Source organism: Streptomyces harbinensis, assembly GCF_900116145.1.
GTDB classification, from domain to species: domain Bacteria; phylum Actinomycetota; class Actinomycetes; order Streptomycetales; family Streptomycetaceae; genus Streptomyces; species Streptomyces carpaticus.
On sequence record NZ_FPAB01000001.1, the window covers coordinates 246,241 to 267,090 of the forward strand.

Below are 20,850 nucleotides of genomic sequence, written 5' to 3' on the forward strand. Positions count from 1 at the left end.
TACTCCTTCTCTCGTTCCTCTTCTTCGGGCGGGTCACCTCAGTGCCGTGCGCTGGAGGACGCGCTGCTCGTCGCGCAGCCAGACGAGTTGTTCTTCCCCGGTGACCGTGATGCCGAACTCCTCCGCCCCCGGGCTCCCCTCCGCCCGCCACCAGCCGAGGAACCGGCCCGCCTCCGCCACCAGGTCGCGCGGGCCGTGGCGGTACGTGGCGTCGCGCTTGATCCACAGCCAGGACTCGTCGTCATCGGACAGCAGGAGCAGCCCGTCCCCCCGCACCTGCGCCGAGAAGCCGGGCAGCCGCACGCCGAGCGCGAACCGGGCGTCGGCCCGACCGAGTTCCAGCAGTCCGGCGTCCCCGTCGATCCGGTCCGCTTCGTCCCAGGTGGCGTCCCAGAGAGCCGTGACCCGGGGATTCACCGTGCGCTGACCGCGCACCGGCATGAACGATGCCCGGCCCTGGAAGCGCCCCCGGGCTGTGCCGTCCTCGCTCATCCGCAGCCGGATCAGCCCGAATCCAGCGGGGTTGGGATACCAGGGGATGACCATGACGCCGCCCGGTCTCACCTGGCGCAGCCAGGCCGGAGGCACCCGCCGCACGGAGGCCGTGGCGATGAGCCGGTCGTACGGGGCGCGGTCCGGGTAGCCCGCTTCGCCGTCCCCGCAGACCACCAGCGGGCGGTGGCCGGCGGAGGCGAGCCGCTGCGTGGCGAGTTCGGCGAGCAGCGGATCGATCTCGACGGTGACGACCCTTTCGGCGCCCAGGCGTTCACACAGCAGCGCGGCGTTGTAGCCGGTGCCGCTGCCGATTTCGAGAACGGAGTGGCCGGGCCGCAGGTCCAGTACGGACAGCATGCTGAGCACCACTTCGGCGGAGCTCATCGAACTCGTGGCGCCGATCCCCGCGCCGTCCGCCGCCGGGGAACCGTCGTCGATCTGTGTGACCAGCGCTCCGGTGGGGTGGTAGACCAACTCGGCCCAGCCTCCGGGGTCCTCGCGCCGGTTCAGCGCACGCCAGCCGCCCTCGGACCAGCGCCACACGGTCTCGGGGGCGAACTTCTCCCGTGGAATGCGGCCGAACGCCAGCCGCAGCCACTCCTCACGGAAGTGGCCGGCCTCCGCCAGCGACTCGGTGAGCCGCCCACGAAGAGTGTCCAGGTGAGTCGCGGCGATCACTTCTTGTCGCCGTCCTTCTTGTGCGTCCCGCTTCCGGGCCCGAAGACGTCCGGCGGCACCTGGTGGTCGCCCTCTCCCGCCGGACCCTGCGGCTTCTGGTCGTCCGACTTCGGCTTGTCGTGCTTGCCCATGGCTGTTCCCCTTCCCCGATCACTTGGGGCAGCGATCCGGCTGCCATCCGTGACCATGATTGAGCGCATACAGCGGAGCGTCCAGGAAATTTCTAAGGATTTCTCAGGCCCAGGATTCGGCAGCAGCGATGATGAGGCGGCGGGCGGCGGCGTCGTACAGGGCGCTGGTAGCCAGCGCGTCGAATACCCGGCGATACAGTGAGACTTCTTCGGGCTGCCCCAGCCGCAGTTCCGCACTTGCGATCTCCACGGTGACGAGTTGATCGTCGAAGATGCAGAAGTTGTGGGCGGGTGAGACGGGCAACCGCTTGCCGTGGGGCACGATGCCCAGGCGGACCGTGGGCAGTGTGGTGGCCGAGACGAGCCGATCGAGCTGGGCCCGCATCACCGGGGCCGGGGCCAGGCCGTAGCGAAGAACCGACTCCGAGACGACCATGTGCCGCTGCCTGCGTCCGGGCTCGTACAACGCCTTCTGCCGCTCCAACCGCTCAGCCACCGCTTCCTGGGTGTCCCGAGGGCTGTCGAAGAGACCGGCGTGCTCCCGGAAGCGGGCAGCGGCGTATTCGGCGGTCTGCAGAAGGCCGGGAACCCAGCACGATTCGAAGGAACGGATGATGGTGGCCGACTCCTCCATCTGCTTCCATGAGCGCTGCACAGCAGCATGTCCCTGGTGCAGTTGGCGACGCCATTCCGCATAACGCCGGTCCAGATCGCGCAGCAGAACAAGAAGTTCGCCGGCTGCCTGCGGTGCACCGCAGGCAGCCGTCCATTCCCGGATGTCGCTCTCGGTGGGCGACTGACGGCCGAGTTGCAGCTTTGACACCTTGCTGGCCGGCCAGCCGAGCCGCCCAGCGAGAGTACGGCCGTCAAGACCGGCCATCTGCCTCAGGGCACGCAGGCGTCCGCCAAGCTCCTGCCTGGCCTCCTGGACGCCTCTGAGCGCCGAACTCAATAGCGTTCTCCCTCAGGTGAGAAATTTCTCTGAGTTTCTTCCCCTGCCCAGCGCCTCCAACCCTGCCCCACCACCCGCGCGGAGCACCACGGCGCACCGGGGGCGCACACGACAGCGCCCGGAGGGAACTCCGGGCGCTGGGAGGGGGGAACGAGCCGTCGGGGGGTCAGTCCGGGGGGAAGAGGTGGCTGAACGCCGCCAGGTTGTGGGTGGGTTCGCCGCGGGAGACGCGCCAGGCGTGTTCTTTGCGGATGGCCGTCGCGAAGCCCAGTTCCAGCAGGGTGTTGAACGCCCCGTCCGCCGTCTCCAGGACCACGCCCAGCAGGCGGTCCAGTTCGCCGGGGGTCGCCGCCGAGAGGGGGAGGCGGCCGGCCAGGTAGATGTCGCCGTGGGTGTCCAGGGCGTACGCCACCCCGTACAGCCGCGCGTTGCGTTCCAGCAGCCAGCGGTGCACCGCCGCGTGGTTCTCGTCCGGGCGGCGGATCACGAACGCGTTCACCGACAGCGCGTGCCGGCCAAGACGCAGCGAGCAGGTCGTGGACAGCTTGCGGGTGCCCGGGAGGGTGACCACGTAGTGGCCCGGGTCCGGGCGCTCCCACGTCACGCCCAGGTCGTTCAGCGTGTCCTCGACGGTGTGCCCGGTGTCCTCAGCCATGCGCCGATCGTAGGGCGAACCGGTGGGATTCCGTGGCCGCCCGGTACACCGACACCGTGCCGGCCGCCGTCGCCGCCCAGCCGAAGCGGCGGGCGTGCAGCGCCGCCGCCCGGCCCAGCCGGTCGGACAGGCCGGAGTCGGCCGCGAACCGGGCCAGCGCGTCCGCGTAGTGCACCGGGTCGTGGCCCTCGATCAGGTAGCCCGTCGCCTCGTCCCGTACGACCACCGGCAGCCCGCCCACCGCCGCCGCGACCACCGGGGTGCCGCACGCCTGGGCCTCGGCGGCCACCAGGCCGAACGACTCGCTGTAGGACGGCATCACCAGCGCGCTCGCCGCCCGGTACCAGTCGGCCAGCCGCTCCTGTCCGACCGGCGGGTGGAAGCGGACCAGGCCGGTGAGGCCGAGCCGGTCGGCGAGCCTGCGCAGCCGCTCGGGGCGGGCCAGGCCGGTGCCGGAGGGGCCGCCCACGACCGGTACGACGAGCCGGCCCGGGTCGGCCAGGGACGGGTCCCGGTCCAGCAGCTCCCGCACCGCGTACAGCAGCAGGTCCGGGGCCTTCAGCGGCTGGATGCGCCCCACGAACAGCGGGATCAGCGCGTCCTGCGGCAGCCCCAGCCGGGCCCGGGCCGCCGACCGGCCGTCCGCCGGGCGGAACACGTCCAGGTTGACGCCCGGGTGCACCACCGCCGTCCGCATCGGGTCGGCGTCGTAGTGGCGGACCAGTTCGGCGGCCTCCTCTGCGGTGTTGGCGATCAGCCGGTCGGCGGCCCGCACGATCTGCGTCTCGCCGATCACCCGCGCCGCCGGCTCCGGGGAGTCCCCGGCCGCCAGGGCGGCGTTCTTCACCTTCGCCATGGTGTGCATCGCGTGCACCAGCGGCACCCCCCACCGCTCGGCGACCAGCCAGCCCACCTGGCCCGACAGCCAGTAGTGCGAGTGCACGAGATCGAAGTACCCCGGCCGCTGCCCCGCCCAGATCTGGGTGACCCCGTGCGTGAACGCGCACATCTGGGCCGGCAGCTCCTCCTTGCTCAGCCCCTCGTACGGGCCCGCGTCCACGTGGCGCACCAGCACCCCGGGCGCCAGCTCGACGGTGGGCGGCAGCCCGCCGGCCGTGGCGCGGGTGAAGATCTCCACCTCGGTGCCCAGGGCCGCCAGCTGCCTGGACAGTTCGACGATGTAGACGTTCATGCCGCCCGCGTCGCCGGTACCCGGCTGGTGCAGCGGCGAGGTGTGAACGCTCAGCATCGCCACCCGGCGCGGTCGGTGCCCCACTGCGTCTCCTGACGGGCCGAGAGCGGAAAGCGGACGTCTCCCCCACACCAGTGTGCCCAACCCTTCCCGCTCGGCATCCTCCGGGTCGCCGCCGAAACGTACACTCGCCCCTATGCCCGAGGGGACGGTGACCCGGGGGACGACCAACCCCAACCGCTTGCGGCGCATGGACCGCTGGCTCGGCCATGCGCACGGCACCGCGCTGCGCGGCGCGCCGCCGGCCCCGCTGGCCGTGGACCTGGGGTACGGGGCGGCGCCGTGGACCGCCGTCGAGCTGCTGGAGCGGCTGCGCCGGGTGCGGCCGGACGTCCGGGTGGCCGGGGTGGAGATCGACCCGGAGCGGGTGGCGGCGGCGCTGCCGTACGAGCGGGGCGGGCTGTCCTTCGTACGGGGCGGGTTCGAGCTGCCGCTGCCGGGCGGTGAGCGCCCGCTGCTGATCCGGGCCGCGAACGTGCTGCGGCAGTACCCGGAGGACCGGGTCCGGGACGTGTGGGAGCGGCTGTGCGGGCGGCTGGCGCCCGGCGGGCTGCTCGTGGAGGGCACCTGCGACGAGCTGGGGCGGCGGCATGTGTGGGTGGCGCTGGGGCCCGAGGGGCCGCGCACGGTCACCTTCGCGGCCCGGCTCGGCGGGCCCGGCGGGCTCGGCGCCCCGTCCGATCTGGCCGAGCGGCTGCCCAAGGCGCTCATCCACCGCAATGTGCCGGGCGAGCCCGTGCACCGTTTCCTGCGGGACTTCGACCGGGCCTGGGCCACCGCCGCCCCGTACGCGCCGCTGGGGGCCCGGCAGCGCTGGGTCGCGGCGGTACGGGCGCTGGCGGCGGCCGGCTGGCCGCTGGCGGACGACGTACGGCGCTGGCGGCAGGGCGAGGTCACCGTGCGGTGGGCGGCGCTGGCGCCCCGGGACTGAGCCGGCGCGCGGCGGGGCGCGGCGGGCCGGGCAGGCGCGCGGCGGGGCGCCCCGCTACCGCACCAGCTCCGCCAGCGCCGCCTCCAGCAGCGGCCGGTCCTGGGCGTGGGTCAGCTGGGTCCGCGCCTGGCCGGGCGGCAGCCACAGCAGCCGGTCCACCTCGTCGTTGGGCGAGAACCGGCCGCCGACCGCCTCGCCGGTCCAGTACCTGACCTCCTTGGGCCGGCCCCGCACCAGATAGCGGGCGGTGGGCAGGGGGGCGCCCAGCACGCAGATCATGCCGGTCTCCTCCAGCACCTCGCGCAGCGCCGCGTCCTCCGGCTCCTCGCCCGGGTGCAGCTTGCCCTTGGGGTGCGACCAGTCGTCGTACCGGGGGCGGTGCACCAGGGCGACCTCCACCTCGCCGCCCGGGCCCGCCGCGTACCGCCACAGCACGCAGCCGGCCGCCCGTACCGTCTCCTCCTCAGCTGTTGCCGCCACGGCGTCTCCTTCGTGCCTCGATCTGCATCTCCTGCACATTGCGCAGCGCCCGGCCGTCCGTGCCGGTCCAGTGCCGGGTCCACGTCCCGTCCGGGCCCAGGTGCCAGGACGCCGTGGTGTCGGCGGTCCCGGCGGCCAGCAGCCGGGTCAGGGTGGAGCGGTGCGCCGGGTCGGTGACCCGGACCAGTACCTCGATGCGGCGGTCCAGGTTGCGGTGCATCAGGTCGGCGCTGCCCAGCCACACCTCGCTCTCGCCGCCCGCCGCGAACGCGTACACCCGCGAGTGCTCCAGGAAGCGGCCCAGCACGCTGCGCACCCGGATGGTCTCCGACAGGCCCGGCACGCCGGGGCGCAGCGCGCAGATGCCGCGCACCCAGATGTCGACCGGGACGCCCTCCTGCGAGGCGCGGTACAGGGCGTCGATGACGGCCTCGTCCACGATGGCGTTGGTCTTGATCCGGATGGACGCCGGGCGGCCCGCCCGGTGGTGGGCTATCTCGCGGCCGATGCGGGCCAGCAGCCCGTCGCGCAGGGAGCGCGGGGCGACCAGCAGCCGGCGGTAGGTCTCGCGGCGGGAGTAGCCGGAGAGCCGGTTGAACAGGTCGGAGAGGTCGGCGCCCACCTCCGCGTCGGAGGTCAGCAGGCCCAGGTCCTCGTACAGCCGGGCGGTCTTGGGGTGGTAGTTGCCGGTGCCGACGTGCGCGTAGCGGCGCAGTGTCTCGCCCTCCTGCCGCACCACCAGCGACAGTTTGCAGTGCGTCTTGAGGCCCACCAGCCCGTACACCACATGGCAGCCGGCCTCCTCCAGCTTGCGCGCCCACTTGATGTTGGCGTGCTCGTCGAAGCGGGCCTTGATCTCCACCAGCACCAGCACCTGCTTGCCGGACTCGGCGGCGTCGATGAGGGCGTCGACGATCGGGGAGTCGCCGGAGGTGCGGTAGAGGGTCTGCTTGATGGCCAGCACGCCGGGGTCGGCGGCGGCCTGTTCGAGGAACGCCTGGACGGAGGTGGAGAACGAGTCGTACGGGTGGTGCAGCAGGACGTCGCGTTCGCGCAGCACGCCGAAGATGTCGGGGGCGGAGGCGGACTCGACCTCGGCGAGTTCGCGGTGGGTGCCGGCCACGAACTTGGGGTACTTCAGCTCCGGCCGCTCCAGGGAGGCGATGTCGCCGAGCCCGGTGAGGTCGAGCGGCCCGGGGAGGGTGTACACCTCCTCCTCGCGGATCTTCAGTTCGCGCACCAGCAGGCTCAGCACGCCCGGGTCGATGGACTCCTCGGCCTCCAGCCGGACCGGGGGGCCGAAGCGGCGGCGCAGCAGTTCCTTCTCCAGGGCCTGGAGCAGGTTCTCGGTGTCGTCCTCCTCGACCTCCAGGTCCTCGTTGCGGGTGACGCGGAAGACGTGGTGGGCCAGCACCTCCATGCCGGGGAAGAGTTCCTCCAGGTGGGCGGCGATGACGTCCTCGACGGGGACGAAGCGCTGCGGCGAGGCTTCGAGGAAACGATCCAGCAGCGGCGGGACCTTCACCCGGGCGAAGTGCTTGTGGCCGGTGGCCGGGTTGCGCACCTCGACGGCCAGGTTGAGGGAGAGGCCGGAGATGTACGGGAAGGGGTGCGCCGGGTCGACGGCCAGCGGGGTGAGGACGGGGAAGATCCGCTGCCGGAAGAGGGTGAACAGCCGGGTCTGCTCGGCCTCGGTGAGGTCGGGCCAGCGCAGCAGGTGGATGCCCTCGGCGGCGAGTCCGGGGGCGACGGAGCGCTGGTAGCAGGCGGCCTGCCGCTCCATGAGTTCGCGGGAGCGGGACCAGATCTCCTGGAGCACCTCGCGCGGCAGCTGGCCGGTGAGCGAGCGGGTGGCGACGCCGGTGGCGATGCGGCGCTTGAGGCCGGCGACGCGCACCATGAAGAACTCGTCCAGGTTGCTGGCGAAGATGCTGAGGAAGTTGGCGCGTTCCAGCAGCGGGGTGGCGGGGTCCTCGGCCAGTTCGAGGACGCGTTCGTTGAACGCCAGCCAGCTGCGTTCGCGGTCCAGGAACCGGTCGCCGGGCAGCGGTTCGCCGGCCGGGCCGGCCACGGCGGCCGGGGCGGGCGCGGGGGCGGTGGCGGGCGGCGTCGCGCCGGGGGGTTCCGCCGCCGGTACGGGGGCGGCCGGGGGCGGCACCGTACGCTCCGGCTCCGGGCCGGACCCCGGGCCGGACCCCGGCGCGTCGCCGCCCGCCACCGCCGCCGCCTGCGCCGTCGCGGCCGTCTCGGGACCGGCCTGCGCGCCGCGCGCTCCCCGCACTTCAGGACTCATACCGCCCATTCTCCCGCCAGGAGTGCGAACGGAGCACGTCAGCGGTGTGACCGGGAGGTGGCCGGGATGCGGATCAGGTTTCGGTGCGGTACATGAGGTCGCGTTCGTGGGTGCGGAAACCGAGCCCCTCGTACACCCGCAGGGCCGCGGTGTTGTCGGCGTCGACGTACAGCATGGCGGTGGGCAGCGCCCGGTCGGCGGCCAGGTAGCGCAGGCCGATCAGGGTGAGCGCCTTGCCGAGCCCGAGGTTCTGCGCCTCGGGGGCGACGCCCACGACGTAGACCTCGCCCAGGGACTCGGCGCTGTGCACCTTCGTCCAGTGGAAGCCCAGCAGTTTCTCGCCGCGCACCGCGAGAAAGAACCCGGATGGGTCGAACCAGGGCTCCTTCTTCCGGGCGTCCAGGTCAATCTGGGTGAGGGCGCCCTGCTCGGGGTGGTGGGCGAACGCCTCCGCGTTGAGCGCCAGCCAGGCGGCGTCGTCCCGTCCCGGCACGAAGCTGCGGACCGTCACCCCTTCGGGCAGTACCGGATCGACGTCGCGCAGTCCCCCCAGCGGGCGACGCAGCTGCCGCAGCTCGCGGAAGAGGGTGAGGCCGAGCACCTGCGCCAGGTGCCGGGCGGCCGGGTGGCCGCCGTGCGCCCACAGCCGCAGCCGGTGGCCCGAGGCGGCCAGCAGGGCGCCGCCGAGCAGCCGTCCGTGGCCCTGCCCGCGGTGCGCGGGGTGCACCACCAGCTCGGCCGAGGGGGCTTCGACCGGGTCGGTGCCGTCCAGCTGGGCGTAGCCCACCAGTTGGTCCGCGTGCTGCAGGAGCAGGTGCTTCACCCCGTCCCGCCGGCCGCCGCGCAGCAGCAGCCTGCCCTGTTCCGATACGGCGCTCTGCCCGTCGGTGCGGGCCGCCGCGTCGATCAGCCGCTCGGTCGCGCGCAGCTGGGGGCCCGTCACCTCGTCGACCACGATGACGTCACTCATGACGGAGACTCTATGCCCATATCGCCCGGACCCTTCATCCGCTTGTTACCCGCGGCCCCCTGACACGCTACGCGCGTAGCCGTAGGCTGCCGTCGCACTGTCATGTCATCTCCCGCTGTCCGTCCCCTGCACTCCCTCGGTCCGCGGCGGCCGTGCCGGGGACCCCGCCGGCCGTCGCCCCCCTTCTCCTTGCTTGTCCCCTGATTCCACGAGAGGCAATCTCCGCTGATGCGCACCTCGGCCGCCACGCGGCGTTCCCGCAGATTCAGACTGACGGCAGGCGCGGTCACCCTCGCCGCCGCCGGTGCCCTCGCCGTCGGAGTGCCGGCCGCCCAGGCCGGCCCCGGCAACGGCAACGGCAACGGCAACGGGCCGGGCGCCGGTCACCCCGGGCCCGGTCTCGACCTCCAGATCCTGGCCATCAACGACCTGCACGGCGCGCTGGAACCCCCGGAGGGCTCCGGCGGCCAGGTCACCCACGAACACGCGGACGGCAGCACCGAGACGCTGACCGCCGGCGGCATCGAGTACCTGGCCACCGGGCTGCGCGAGGCCCGCAAGGGCCACCAGCGCTCGGTGACGGTCGCCGCCGGTGACCTGGTCGGCGCCACCCCGCTGCTCTCCGGTCTCTTCCACGACGAGCCCACCATCGAGGCCCTCAACCAGCTGAAGATGGACGTCGCGGGCGTCGGCAACCACGAGTTCGACGAGGGCTGGGAGGAGCTGATCCGCCTCCAGGAGGGCGGCTGCCACCCGGTGGACGGCTGCTACGCCGACGACCGCACCTTCGACGGCGCCGACTTCCCCTACCTCGCCGCCAACGTCGTGCACGAGGACACCGGCGAACCGGTGCTGGCCCCGTACACCGTCCAGAACATCAAGGGCGTCAAGGTCGGGTTCATCGGCGTCACCCTGGAGGGGACGGCCGACATCGTCACCCAGGAAGGCATCGAGGGCCTGGAGTTCCTGGACGAGGCCGAGACCATCAACCGCTACACCGCCGAGCTGGCGGCGCAGGGCGTCAACGCGGTCATCGCGCTGATCCACGAGGGCGGCTACCCGGCCAACCCCGCCTACAACGCCGACTGCGACGCGGGCGCCGACGGCATCTCGGGGCCGATCGTGGAGATCGCCCGGACCATCGACCCGGGCGTCGACGCGCTGATCACCGGCCACACCCACCAGCCGTACGTGTGCACCATCCCCGACCCGGACGGCAACGACCGGCTGGTCACCTCCGCCGCCTCCAACGGCCGGCTGTTCACCGAGCTGACCATGCGCTACGACCCGCGCACCAAGGACATCGTGCGCACCTCCGTCGAGGGCACCAACCGCGTCGTGCACCGCGACCAGAAGCCGGCCCGGGACCTCACCCGGCTCATCGACTACTGGAACGAGCTGGCCGCCCCGGTCGCGGGCGCTCCCATCGGCTACATCTCCGAGGACATCCCCGGGCGCGGCGCCGGCACCCCCGAGTTCCCGCTCGGCGACCTGATCGCCGACGCCCAGCTGGCGCACGCCATCGAGCTGGAGGGCAGCGCCGACCTGGCGCTGATGAACCCCGGCGGGGTGCGCGCCGACCTGGTGTACGCCGCGAGCGGCGACGAGGGCGACGGCGTCGTGACGTACGGCGAGGGCTTCACCGTCCAGCCGTTCTCCAACACCGTCAACCTGCTGTCCCTCACCGGCGAGCAGCTGCTCCAGGTGCTGCGCGAGCAGGTCAGCGGCCCGAACGCCGCCGCGCCCAAGATCCTCCAGCCCTCCGCCGGGCTCAGCTACACCCTGGACCTCACCCGCTCCGGCGCCGACCGGATCGTGGCGGACACCGTCCGGCTGGACGGTGAGCCGATCGAGGACGGGCGCACCTACCGGATCGCGGTCAACTCCTTCCTGGCGGGCGGCGGGGACGGCTTCCCGACCCTGGCGGAGGGCACGGACCCGCGCGTCGGCAACGACGACATGCGGGTGCTGGCCGACTACCTCCTGGCCCACTCCTCCCCCGAGAACCCGCTGGCCGCGCCGGCGGCCGACCGGATCACCGTCATCCAGTGATCCCCCCGGCCGGTACGGGGCGCGGCGCGGGGACGGCGATCGCCGTCACCAGCAGCCCGTCCCGTACCAGCCACCGGCCGGCGAAGCGCCGGATCGGCACCCCGTCGACCACCGGGCCCGGCACCAGCAGTTCGGCGGTGAACGCCCCGGCGTCCGGGTCGAAGGCGATCCGCGCCTCCTCGAAGCCCAGCCAGCGGCCGGTCAGCGGGAACCACGCCTTGTAGACGCTCTCCTTGGCGCTGAACAGCAGCCGCTCCCAGCGCACCCGGGGGTGCGAGGCGGCCAGCTTCGCCAGGTGCTCGCGCTCCCCGGGCAGCGTCACCATCTCCACCACGCCCGGGTCGCGCAGCGCCTCGTGCGGCTCGGCGTCCACCCCGAGCGAGGCCAGCCCCCGGCCGGCGGCGGCCACCACGGCGGCCCGGTAGCCGGTGCAGTGCGTCATCGAGCCGATGAACCCCGGCGGCCAGCCCGGCGCCCCGCGCTCGCCCGGCAGCAACGGCACCCGGGGGCCGCCGATCCGCTCCAGGGCGGTACGGGCGCAGGCCCGCACCGTGGCGAACTCCTGGCGGCGCTTGGGCACCGCGCGGGCCACCACCGCCGCCTCCTCGGGGAAGAGGTCCGGTGTGCCGTCCGGGTCCCCGAACATCTCGACCGCGCTCACCTCGCGCGGCAGCAGTTCCGCGATCACGCGCGGATCACCACCGGCCGGCCGGGCGTCCCGCCGCGCGGGCGCCACTCGCGCGGGTAGCCCAGCGACACCTCGTGGTGCGGGACGCCGTCGCGGGTGATGCGGCGCGGGATGTGCAGATGCCCGTAGACGACGGCGGCAGCCCGGAACCGTACCGGCCAGTCGTCGGTGGCCTCGGTCCCGCACCACAGCGCGAACTCCGGGTAACGCAGCACCCGGGTGGGCTGCCGGATCAGCGGATGGTGGTTGATCAGCACGGTGGGCACCCCGTCGGGCAGCGCGGCCAGCCGCTCCTCGGTGTACTCCAGGCGGGCCCGGCACCACGCCTGGCGGCTGGGGTACGGGTCGGGGTGCAGCAGGTATTCGTCGGTGCACACCACCCCGGCGGCCTCCGCCACGGCCAGCGCCTCGGCGGTGGTGCGGGTGCCGGGCGGCCGGAAGGTGTAGTCGTACAGCAGGAACAGCGGCGCGACGGCGACCGGGCCGCGCTCACCCTGCCACAGGGCGTACGGGTCCTCGGGGGTGAGGACGCCCAGGCCGCGGCAGAGTTCGACCAGCCGCTGGTAGCGGTGCTCGCCGCGCAGTTGCACCGGGTCGGAGGCGGGTGTCCACAGCTCGTGGTTGCCCGGGACCCACACCACCTGCGCGAACCGGTCGGCGAGCAGCGTCAGCGCCCACTCGATGTCCGCGAACGTCTCCCCCACATCGCCTGCGACCAGCAGCCAGTCGTCGTCCGACTCCGGTCTCAGCTCCTCGGTGATCTTGCGGTTCTCGTCGTAGGCCACATGCAGATCGCTGATGGCCAGCAGTCTCCCCATGTGCTGGGTACTCCCCACCCGGGAGGACCGCCGAAACGCAGAGTTCAATGGGGATTGAGGTCTGCGTACCATGGCGGACGTGCCTCCCACGATCACCAGAGAACTCACCATCGGACAGCTCGCCGAACGCAGCGGCGTCGCCACCTCCGCGCTGCGCTTCTACGAGGACCAGGGCCTCATCAGCAGCCGCCGCACCTCGGGCAACCAGCGCCGCTACCACCGCGACACCCTGCGCCGGGTGGCGTTCATCAAAGTCTCGCAGAACGTCGGCATGCCACTGAACGCCATCCGCGAGGCCCTGCACGAGCTGCCGGAGGGCCGCACCCCCACCAAGGCGGACTGGGCCCGGCTGTCCGAGTTCTGGAAGGCCGATCTCAACGCGCGGATCTGGCAGCTCACCCGGATCAGGGACGACCTGACCGGCTGCATCGGCTGCGGCTGCCTGTCGCTGGACAGCTGCGCGCTGGCCAACCCGCAGGACGTCTACGGCCAGCGCGGCACCGGGCCGGTGCGGCTCCTGGAGGACGCCCCCGAGGGCGCCCCCGGCTGCGGCGTCAGCTGCTCCTGACCCGCTGGGGCCCGCCGCGGGCCGCCCGGCCCGGTCACGGTACGGACGGCGGCGGGGTCGGGGCACCGGGAAGCCGCAGCACCGCCTCGATACCGCCGCCCGCCGCCGGGTGCAGCGCCACGTCCCCGCCGCTCTCGCGCACCGTCCGCGCCACGATCGACAGCCCGAGCCCGGAGCCCGGCAGCCCGCGCGCGCCCGGGGAACGCCAGAACCGTTCGAAGACGTGCGGCAGTTCGTGCGGCGGGATGCCGGGCCCGTGGTCGCGGATGCGCAGCAGCCCGCCGTGCAGCGTCACCTCCACCACCTCCCCGTCGCCGCTGAACTTCACCGCGTTGTCGAGCAGGTTGACCAGCGCCCGCTCCAGCGCGGCCGGTTCGGCGCGCACGAACCAGTCCTCCAGTTCGGCCTCGATGGCCAGGCCGCGCGCCCGGCCGCGCAGCCGCACCCGGTCCACGGCGCGGCGCGTCACCTCGTGCAGCCCCACCACCTCCAGCCGGCTGCCGTGCCCGGCGGGCTTCTCCGGGCGGGACAGCTCCTGGAGATCGCCGATGAGCGCGGCGAGTTCGGCCAGCTGATCGGTCACCGACTCCAGCAGCCGCCGCCGGTCGTCCGGCGGCAGCGGGCGCCCGGTCTGCTCGCTGCGCACCAGCAGGTCGATGTTGGTGCGCAGCGAGGTCAGCGGGGTGCGCAGCTCGTGTCCCGCGTCGGCGATCAGCTGTTGCTGGAGCTCGCGGGAGGAGGCGAGGGCGGCCGTCATGGAGTTGAAGGCGGCCGAGAGCCGGGCGATCTCGTCGTCGCCGGCCACCGGGATGCGGGTGCTCAGATCCTCGGTCGCGGCCACGTGCTCGGCCGCCGCCGTCAGCCGGTCCACCGGCCGCAGCCCGGCCCGGGCCAGCGCCACCCCGGCCCCGGCGGCGGTGATCGCCCCGGCGGCGGCGACCAGGGCCAGCACCACGACGAGGGAGCGCAGCGGGTCGGTGACCTCGCTCAGCGGGCGGGCCACGGTGACGGCGCCGTTGGTGGTGGTCTCCAGCGGACGGGTGAGCACCCGGTAGGTGACGCCGTCCGAACCGGTGGCGTTGTGGAAGGACTCGGCGGCCCTGCGGCCCGCGACGGCGGTGTCGGAGGGCGAGACGTCCAGGGTCGCCGCCCCGGAGATGATGCAGCTCGACCCGTCGGCCGAGACCACCTGGATGGTGGAGTCGAACGGCATCGGCACGTTCTGCGGGACGTCGGCCGGTTCCGCGTAGCACTGGCCGTTCTGCCACATGCGGTAGACCGCCACCGGGTCGGCCCGGTTGTCCCGCAGCGTGTCGTCGAGGGACCTGATCAGCTGGTCACGGACCAGGAACCAGGCCGCGATCGCGCACGCCGCCACGGCCACCGCCACGGCCGCCGCCGTCAGCAGCGCCAGCCGGGAGCGCAGCGACAGACCGCGGCCGGACCTCACGGCGCGTCCCGCAGCACGTAGCCGACGCCGCGCACGGTGTGCACCAGGCGCGGCTCGCCGCCGGCCTCGGTCTTGCGGCGCAGATACATGATGTAGACGTCCAGGGAGTTGGACGACGGCTCGTACTCGAAGCCCCACACGGCGTGCAGGATCTGCTCCCGGGTGAGGACCTGGCGGGGGTGGGTGAGGAAGAGCTCCAGCAGCGTGTACTCGGTGCGGGTCAGCTCCACCGGCCGCTGCCCGCGCCGTACCTCCCGGGTGGCGGGGTCCATGCGCAGTTCGCCGAAGGTCAGCAGCCCGGCGTCCGGGTCGGGCCCGGTGCCGTCGCCGCCGTCCGGCGCGGCCGGGCGGGCGTAACCGCTGCGGCGCAGCAGGGCCCGCAGCCGGGCCAGCAGCTCGTCGAGTTCGAAGGGCTTGACGAGGTAGTCGTCCGCCCCGGCGTCCAGGCCGCTGACCCGGTCGCCGATCGTGTCGCGGGCGGTCAGCATCAGGATGGGCACCCGGTCCCCGGTGGCGCGCAGCCGCCGGGCGGTGGTGAGGCCGTCCATGCGGGGCATGAGCACATCGAGGACGATCGCGTCCGGGTGGTAGCGCTCGGCCTTGGTGAGGGCGTCGAGGCCGTCGACGGCGGTCTCGGTGGCGTACCCCTCGAAGGCCAGGGAGCGCTGGAGGGCGTCCCGCACGGCCGGCTCGTCGTCGACGATCAGCACCCGCGAACCATCACTCATGCGCGTCAGTCTCGCATCACTCGCACCGGCCGGATCAGACGTTGCCGACCGCGCCGGAGCCGCCGCTCTCCAGGTCGCTCAGGACGGTCTTGACGGTGTTGACGGGGATGGCGAAGCCCAGTCCCGCGCTGCCGGAGTCGGCGGAGGCGCTGTACATGGCGGAGTTGATGCCGATGATCTCGCCGTTCATGTTGACGAGCGCGCCGCCGGAGTTGCCGGGGTTGAGGGAGGCGTCGGTCTGGATCGCCCGGTAGGTGGTGGTGCCGCCGGAGCCGAGATCGCCGTTGTACCGTCCGCCGCCGGACTCGAACGGCCACTGCTGCTGCTGTTGCTGCTGCGGGGTGCTGTCCTCGGTGGAGACGGTGACCTCGCGGTCGAGTGCGGAAACGATCCCGCTGGTGACGGTGCCGGACAGCCCCTCGGGCGAGCCGATGGCCACCACCTGGTCGCCGACGGCCACCGCGTCGGAGTCGCCGAGCGTCGCGGCGGGCAGCCCGGAGACGTCCCGGGCCTGGATGACGGCGAGGTCGGTGTCCGGGTCGGTGCCGGTGACGGTCGCGGTGGCGGTGGAGCCGTCGGAGAAGGTCACCTGGACCTCGCCGGCGCCGGAGACGACGTGGTTGTTGGTGAGGATTTTCCCGTCCGAGGAGAGGATCACCCCGGAGCCGGTGGCGGTCTGCGTGGAGATCTCCACGACGGACGGCGCCACGGCGGCGGCGACGGAGGCCACCGTGCCGTCGGTGTGCACCGACACATTGGTGCCGCTGACGCTGGTCCCGGTGCCGGTGGCCCCCACCTGCGCGTCCCCGAGCAGCGCGGCGGTCCCGCCCCCGACCCCGGCGGCGACCACGGCCACGGCGGCCAGCAGCGCCACGGACCTCCCGGCCCGGCGCCTTCTCCCCCGGTGGCTGGCCGGCCCGGCCGGCGGAGCACCACCGTCCACGGCGGCATCGGGCGCGTGCCCGGGCAGCGGCGGGTAGGCGTGGAAGGGCTCGTTCTCCTGGTTCCCCTGGTGTTCGCTCATGCCCCGAGCGTGCGCCCGGAAGATGAGAGGCGCCTGAGAGGCGCCTCAGAGTTCCCCTGCGATTTCCGCGGGGCGGTCAGCCGGCGGGGAAATCACTGGAGTCGATGGCGTGCTCGAAGGGGTCGGGCAACGGGATCGGATCGCCGAATTTCCCGGTCCACAGCGTCCGGTACACCCCGCTGCGGGGTTCACCGAACAGCGTGATCACGGGCCCCTGAGAAGCGACCCGGTCCACCAGCAGATAGAGCGGGACACCGGCCCGTGCGTACCCGGCGAGCTTTTCGACGCGGTCCCGGCCCGCGTTCCCGCGCGATGTGACCTCCACGACCAGGGCGGCGTCTCCCGCCTGGGTCTCCGGCGTGCCGTCTAGCATCAGGGCTTCGGGCAGCACCACCAGGTCGGGCTGGAAGACACCCGAGCGCAGCGGAATCCGCACGTCGACGTTCTGGTAGACGTCCCAGCCCTCGGGCAGCACCGGAAGCAGCCTCCGGTGCAGCTTGCTCGCGATATAGGTGTGCGGCTTCGACGGCGCGGGCCGCACGATGATGTACCCCTCGATGATCTCCGCTTTCCAGCCCTCGGGAACATCCAGCGCTTCCCAGGTCCTGAGGAGCTCATCCCAGGTCTCTCCCCTGATGTACGGGGGTTCAACGGCAGGCACACTCACAGCGGACTCCTTACCTTGCCGTCAGCGGCCGAGATGAGAGGTGCTTCAGAGCTCCCCTGTGTTCTCAGCTGGGAAAGCTGCTGGTGTCCAGCTCCAGGCCGAGGGGCTCGGGCACGAGGACGGGCTCGCCGAACTTGACGGAGGCCAGGGTCCGGTACACACCGGAGACCGGGGATCCGAACAGCGTCACCATGGGGCCGGCTGCGCCCAGAGCGTCCACCAGCAGATACAGCGGTACGCCCCCGGCAGCGTAGACCGCCGCCTTGTTGATCCGGTCATGATTGGCGTTGCTGGGGGAGGTGATTTCCACGATCAGCTCGGCCTCATCGGCCTCGATCCTGCGCTCGGGCCCGCACACCTGATCCCGGAGTGCCACCACAAGATCGGGGATGTACACCCTCTTCTGCCCGGAGGCGGCCACCCCGATGTTCTGAAATGTCTCGTACTCCTCGGGCAACCGCTTGACCAGTTGCCGGTGCAACAAGCTGGCGATGGCGGCGTGGTCCAGCGAGGGCGGCGGTGTCAACGTGATCGACTTCCCGTCAATGATCTCCGCCCTGTACCCGGGGGGAACATCGAGCTCTTCCCAGTTCCGGACGAGCTCGGGCCAGTCATCCGGCTGGAGCGCCGGGAAATCGGTCGCGGCTGCGCTCATGGCGGTCTCCTTACATGGCCGACACCAACTCCAGCATGCCCGGACCACCCGAATCAGGTCCACCGACCCACTTCACCCGAACGTATGACCATCCGCCGTCAAGGTGACGGCCGCTCCGCCGGGCAGCCGCAGGAGCGGCGGATGCGCAGCTGGGAGGGGAAGCGGCGGTGGCGCTCCAGGGGTGGGCCGTCCTGGTCGTTGATCGCCAGGTCCACCGCCGCGCGGGCCATGCCCACCCGGTCGGAGCCGACCGTCGTCAGCGGGGGATCGGTCAGCGCCGCTTCCTTCACGTCGTCGAAACCGGCCACCGCCAGCTCGCCGGGGACGTCGATCCGCAGTTCGCGCGCCGCCCGCAGCACGCCGATCGCCTGGTCGTCGGTGGCGCACACCAGCGCCGGCGGCCGGTCGGGGCCCGACAGCAGGTCCAGGGCCACCCGGTAGGCGTCGTACCGGTTGTACGGGGCCTGGAACAGCCGGCCCTCGGTGGACAGGCCCGCCTCGTCCATCGCCCGGCGCCAGCCGGTCACATGGTCGGTCACCGGGTCGCCGGACTCCGGGGTGGACTCCACCCCGCCCAGGCACGCCACGTACGGGTGTCCGTGGTCCAGCAGGTGCCGGGTGAGCCGGCGGGCGCCGCCGATGTCGTCGAGGACCACCGCCACGTCGTCGATGGCGTCCGGCCGGCGGTGCAGCAGCACCACCCGCGCGTCCCACGCGTCGATCTCCGCCGCCGCGTGCTCGCTCGGGCCCTGGCTGATCAGGATCAGGCCCGAGACCCGCATCCCGAGGAACGCCCGCAGGTAGTGGACTTCGCGCTCGTCCAGGTAGTCGGAGTTGCCGACGAGCACCATCTTCCCGCGCTCGGCCGCCGCCTGTTCCACCGCGTGCGCCATCTCCGCGAAGAACGGCTGCCGGGCGTCCGGCACGATCAGACCTATGAGATCGGTGCGCTGGGAGGCCATCGCCTGCGCCACCCGGTCCGGGCGGTAGCCCAGTTCCTTGATCGCCGCGAGCACCCGCTCGCGCGTACCGGCCGCGACGGGGCGCGGTCCGTTGTTGATGACATAGCTCACGACCGCGGTCGACGTACCCGCCAGTCGCGCCACATCGTCCCGCGTCACCTTGGCCACCGGGGCAGTCTACGCGCGCAGCCGCCCCCGGAACACAGGTCCCGGGGGCGGAAGACGGGCCGGTGGGGCGCTCAGGCGCGCCGCGCCGCCTCCTTGATGAGCTGCTCGGCCTCGCGGGTGACCGCGCGCGCGTGCTCGTCGGCCGGCTTCTCCTTCTCGGGGACGACGAAGCGGTAACCGACGTTGCGCACCGTGCCGATGAGCGACTCGTGCTCGGGCCCCAGCTTGGCGCGCAGCCGCCGCACGTGGACGTCCACGGTGCGGGTGCCGCCGAAGTAGTCGTAGCCCCAGACCTCCTGGAGCAGCTGGGCGCGGGTGAAGACCCGGCCCGGGTGCTGCGCCAGGTACTTCAGCAGCTCGAACTCCTTGAAGGTGAGGTCGAGGACGCGTCCCTTGAGCTTGGCGCTGTAGGTGGCCTCGTCGACCGACAGGTCGCCGTTGCGGATCTCCATCGGGCTGTCGTCGTTGCTGAGCTGCTGGCGGCCGGTGGCCAGCCGCAGCCGTGCCTCGACCTCGGCCGGGCCGGCGGTGTCCAGGACGACGTCGTCCACGCCCCAGTCGGCGGTGACGGCGGCGAGGCCGCCCTCGGTGACGATCAGCACGAGCGGGCAGCCGGGGCCGGTGGAGCGCAGCAGCTGGCACAGGGAGCGGACCTGGGGGAGGTCCTTGCGGCCGTCCACCAGGATCACGTCGGCGGTGGGGGCGTCCACCAGGGCGGGGCCCTCGGCGGGTGCGACGCGTACGTTGTGCAGCAGCAGTTCGAGGGCGGGGAGCACGTGCGAGGACGGCTGGAGTGCGTTGGTCAGCAGCAGCAGGGAACTCATGGGGGGCGGTTTCCTTCCTCGGTCCTGACGGCGGCGGGGGCGACGGGACGTTGTGAGCGGCTCTGCCCTGAAAGCACGAAAGGACCCGGTACGGCGCCATCGCCCGGATCCTTTACTTGGCGAGCAGCATAGCCGAAACAGTTCATCTCGCGCAGGGGCCGTCTTAAGGAGCGGGACGGACACCAGCCATCATGATGGCTGCGCGCACATCTCTTCGGGAGGCTTGATGGCGAGCGGGACCATCCGGTACTGGGCGGCGGCGAAGGCCGCGGCCGGTACGGCTGAGGAGGGGTACGAGGCCGCCACCCTGGGCGCGGCGCTGGCGGCGGCGCGGGAGCGGCACGCGGCCCGGCCGGAGTTCGCGCGGGTGCTGGCGCGCTGCTCCTTCCTGGTGAACGGGGAGCAGGTGGGGCGCCGCGGGCACGACGAGGTGGCGCTGCCGGAGGGCGCGGTCGTCGAGGTGCTGCCGCCGTTCGCGGGGGGCTGCGCGTGAGCGGGCCGGGCGACGGGCCACGGTCACCCGTCCATCCGTACGAAAATAGCGCCGTGAGTGACACCACTGATCCCGCCACCCGTCCGTCCGGCGACCCCCGCGCGACGAGCACGTCGCACCGGGCCGCCTCGCCGATCATCCCGCCCGGTATCCAGCCGGCCCTGCTGACGGCGGTGCTGGCGGCGCTGTTCGCCGTCACCGCGCCGCACGGGCAGTGGGCGCTGCTGGGGCCGGTGGTCGTGCTCCAGGCGGTCACCGCGGCCGGCTGGTTCCGGCTGAACGGGATGTGGCCGGCCCGGCAGGGCATCCTGCTGGCGTTCGCGGCGGGCCTGGCGGCCGATGTCGCGCTGCTGTCCACCTCCCGCGAGCACGGCATCACCGCCATGGTGGGCACGCTCGGCGTCTGGTTCCTGCTGGTGGTGCTGCTCCAGCTGCGGCACCGGGGCGGCGGGGACGAGCGGCTGGACGCGCTGACCGCGACCGCCGCGTCCACGCTGCTGACGGTGGTGGCCGCCGGTCATCTGGCGGCGGTGGAGTTCTCCTCGACGGCGGTGGTGGTGGCCGCGACGGCCGTCGCCGTGGCGGCGGTGGCGCGCGGGCTGGTGACGGCGGCGTTCGTGGCGCCCGCTCTCGCCTTCGTGCTGGCCACGGCGGCCGGGGCCGGGGCGGCGCAGCTGGCGGACCTGGAGCTGTGGAAGGGCGCGGCGCTCGGCGCGGCGGCCGGGGCGTGCGCGCTGGCGGGGCTGCGGGTGGCCAGTTACGACTTCCCGTCCCGGTTCGTGCACTTCACCGCGGGGGTGGCGCTGCCCCTGACGGCGGCGGCCCCGGCGGTGTATCCGCTGGCCCGGGTGCTCTTGTAACGGAGCTGCTGCAAGGCGATCGTCCGCCCGCCGCGAACCGGAGGGCCGGGTTACGC

22 protein-coding genes are annotated in these 20,850 nt (G+C 72.9%); 5 read left to right on the forward strand and 17 right to left on the reverse strand.

The window, feature by feature from the left end; all coding sequences use genetic code 11:
* Window positions 1–33 precede the first annotated feature (33 nt).
* From BM385_RS01200 to mshA, 5 genes are all read right to left on the reverse strand, one after another.
* Window positions 34–1,173: a methyltransferase domain-containing protein gene (locus tag BM385_RS01200; RefSeq protein WP_093841898.1), complete on the reverse strand. Its 1,140-nt coding sequence runs from the start codon at window positions 1,171–1,173 to the stop codon at window positions 34–36.
* Window positions 1,170–1,304 (reverse strand): hypothetical protein, encoded by a 135-nt coding sequence (locus BM385_RS28120; RefSeq protein ID WP_282614879.1) that lies wholly within the window; start codon window positions 1,302–1,304, stop codon window positions 1,170–1,172. Before BM385_RS28120 ends, BM385_RS01200 begins: the two co-directional genes overlap by 4 nt.
* Before the next feature lie 103 nt (window positions 1,305–1,407).
* A complete protein-coding gene (locus BM385_RS01205; RefSeq protein WP_093841899.1) occupies window positions 1,408–2,256 on the reverse strand; it encodes a helix-turn-helix domain-containing protein in 849 nt (282 codons plus the stop codon).
* Between the two features lie 166 nt (window positions 2,257–2,422).
* The gene (locus tag BM385_RS01210) at window positions 2,423–2,911 is read right to left on the reverse strand and encodes a type III secretion system chaperone family protein (protein WP_093841900.1); all 489 of its coding nucleotides are present in this window, start codon (window positions 2,909–2,911) and stop codon (window positions 2,423–2,425) included.
* Window positions 2,904–4,160, reverse strand: a complete 1,257-nt coding sequence (gene mshA / locus BM385_RS01215) for a D-inositol-3-phosphate glycosyltransferase (RefSeq protein ID WP_093841901.1) — start codon at window positions 4,158–4,160, stop codon at window positions 2,904–2,906. The genes BM385_RS01210 and mshA overlap by 8 nt, the downstream gene beginning before the upstream one ends.
* A gap of 139 nt (window positions 4,161–4,299) precedes the next feature.
* On the opposite strand from mshA, the gene BM385_RS01220 reads away from it, so the two are divergent.
* Entirely contained in the window at window positions 4,300–5,094 is a 795-nt protein-coding gene (locus BM385_RS01220; protein ID WP_093841902.1) for a class I SAM-dependent methyltransferase, read from the forward strand.
* Between the two features lie 54 nt (window positions 5,095–5,148).
* On the opposite strand, the gene BM385_RS01225 is transcribed toward BM385_RS01220, so the two are convergent.
* The 3 genes from BM385_RS01225 to mshD form a co-directional block, all read right to left on the reverse strand.
* Window positions 5,149–5,574, reverse strand: a complete 426-nt coding sequence (locus BM385_RS01225; protein ID WP_019431789.1) for an NUDIX hydrolase — start codon at window positions 5,572–5,574, stop codon at window positions 5,149–5,151.
* Window positions 5,558–7,867, reverse strand: a complete 2,310-nt coding sequence (locus tag BM385_RS01230; protein WP_254791409.1) for an RNA degradosome polyphosphate kinase — start codon at window positions 7,865–7,867, stop codon at window positions 5,558–5,560. Before BM385_RS01230 ends, BM385_RS01225 begins: the two co-directional genes overlap by 17 nt.
* A gap of 73 nt (window positions 7,868–7,940) precedes the next feature.
* On the reverse strand, window positions 7,941–8,837 hold the full coding sequence (mshD, locus tag BM385_RS01235; protein ID WP_093841904.1) for a mycothiol synthase: 897 nt from the start codon (window positions 8,835–8,837) through the stop codon (window positions 7,941–7,943).
* 228 nt (window positions 8,838–9,065) lie between these two features.
* Between mshD and BM385_RS01240 the strand changes: the two genes are divergently transcribed.
* Window positions 9,066–10,889 (forward strand): bifunctional metallophosphatase/5'-nucleotidase, encoded by a 1,824-nt coding sequence (locus tag BM385_RS01240; RefSeq protein ID WP_093841905.1) that lies wholly within the window; start codon window positions 9,066–9,068, stop codon window positions 10,887–10,889.
* On the opposite strand, the gene BM385_RS01245 is transcribed toward BM385_RS01240, so the two are convergent.
* Window positions 10,879–11,577, reverse strand: a complete 699-nt coding sequence (locus tag BM385_RS01245) for a 4'-phosphopantetheinyl transferase family protein (protein ID WP_051131009.1) — start codon at window positions 11,575–11,577, stop codon at window positions 10,879–10,881. The two genes, BM385_RS01240 and BM385_RS01245, sit on opposite strands and share 11 nt — an antisense overlap.
* Window positions 11,574–12,395: a metallophosphoesterase family protein gene (locus BM385_RS01250; protein ID WP_093841906.1), complete on the reverse strand. Its 822-nt coding sequence runs from the start codon at window positions 12,393–12,395 to the stop codon at window positions 11,574–11,576. The genes BM385_RS01245 and BM385_RS01250 overlap by 4 nt, the downstream gene beginning before the upstream one ends.
* A gap of 70 nt (window positions 12,396–12,465) precedes the next feature.
* On the opposite strand from BM385_RS01250, the gene soxR reads away from it, so the two are divergent.
* A complete protein-coding gene (gene soxR / locus BM385_RS01255; protein WP_019431795.1) occupies window positions 12,466–12,963 on the forward strand; it encodes a redox-sensitive transcriptional activator SoxR in 498 nt (165 codons plus the stop codon).
* Between the two features lie 34 nt (window positions 12,964–12,997).
* Here soxR and BM385_RS01260 read toward each other — a convergent pair whose 3' ends face one another.
* From BM385_RS01260 to BM385_RS01290, 7 genes are all read right to left on the reverse strand, one after another.
* Complete coding sequence (locus tag BM385_RS01260) at window positions 12,998–14,413, reverse strand: HAMP domain-containing sensor histidine kinase (protein WP_093841907.1); 1,416 nt, start codon at window positions 14,411–14,413, stop codon at window positions 12,998–13,000.
* Window positions 14,410–15,141, reverse strand: a complete 732-nt coding sequence (locus BM385_RS01265; RefSeq protein ID WP_026047091.1) for a response regulator transcription factor — start codon at window positions 15,139–15,141, stop codon at window positions 14,410–14,412. The genes BM385_RS01260 and BM385_RS01265 overlap by 4 nt, the downstream gene beginning before the upstream one ends.
* Window positions 15,142–15,175: 34 nt before the next feature.
* Window positions 15,176–16,165, reverse strand: a complete 990-nt coding sequence (locus BM385_RS01270) for a S1C family serine protease (RefSeq protein WP_037755079.1) — start codon at window positions 16,163–16,165, stop codon at window positions 15,176–15,178.
* A gap of 76 nt (window positions 16,166–16,241) precedes the next feature.
* Entirely contained in the window at window positions 16,242–16,826 is a 585-nt protein-coding gene (locus BM385_RS01275; RefSeq protein WP_367889583.1) for a Uma2 family endonuclease, read from the reverse strand.
* A gap of 70 nt (window positions 16,827–16,896) precedes the next feature.
* Window positions 16,897–17,487 carry a Uma2 family endonuclease gene (locus BM385_RS01280; RefSeq protein WP_019431800.1) on the reverse strand — a complete coding sequence of 197 codons (591 nt, stop codon included), beginning with the start codon at window positions 17,485–17,487 and terminating at the stop codon, window positions 16,897–16,899.
* A gap of 98 nt (window positions 17,488–17,585) precedes the next feature.
* Window positions 17,586–18,617, reverse strand: coding sequence for a LacI family DNA-binding transcriptional regulator (locus BM385_RS01285; protein WP_093841909.1), 1,032 nt, complete (start codon window positions 18,615–18,617; stop codon window positions 17,586–17,588).
* Window positions 18,618–18,688: 71 nt separating this feature from the next.
* Window positions 18,689–19,441: a response regulator transcription factor gene (locus tag BM385_RS01290; protein WP_019431802.1), complete on the reverse strand. Its 753-nt coding sequence runs from the start codon at window positions 19,439–19,441 to the stop codon at window positions 18,689–18,691.
* 226 nt (window positions 19,442–19,667) lie between these two features.
* Between BM385_RS01290 and BM385_RS01295 the strand changes: the two genes are divergently transcribed.
* Window positions 19,668–19,934 carry a MoaD/ThiS family protein gene (locus BM385_RS01295; protein ID WP_019431803.1) on the forward strand — a complete coding sequence of 89 codons (267 nt, stop codon included), beginning with the start codon at window positions 19,668–19,670 and terminating at the stop codon, window positions 19,932–19,934.
* 53 nt (window positions 19,935–19,987) lie between these two features.
* On the forward strand, window positions 19,988–20,794 hold the full coding sequence (locus BM385_RS01300; protein WP_019431804.1) for a hypothetical protein: 807 nt from the start codon (window positions 19,988–19,990) through the stop codon (window positions 20,792–20,794).
* Window positions 20,795–20,850 lie beyond the last annotated feature (56 nt).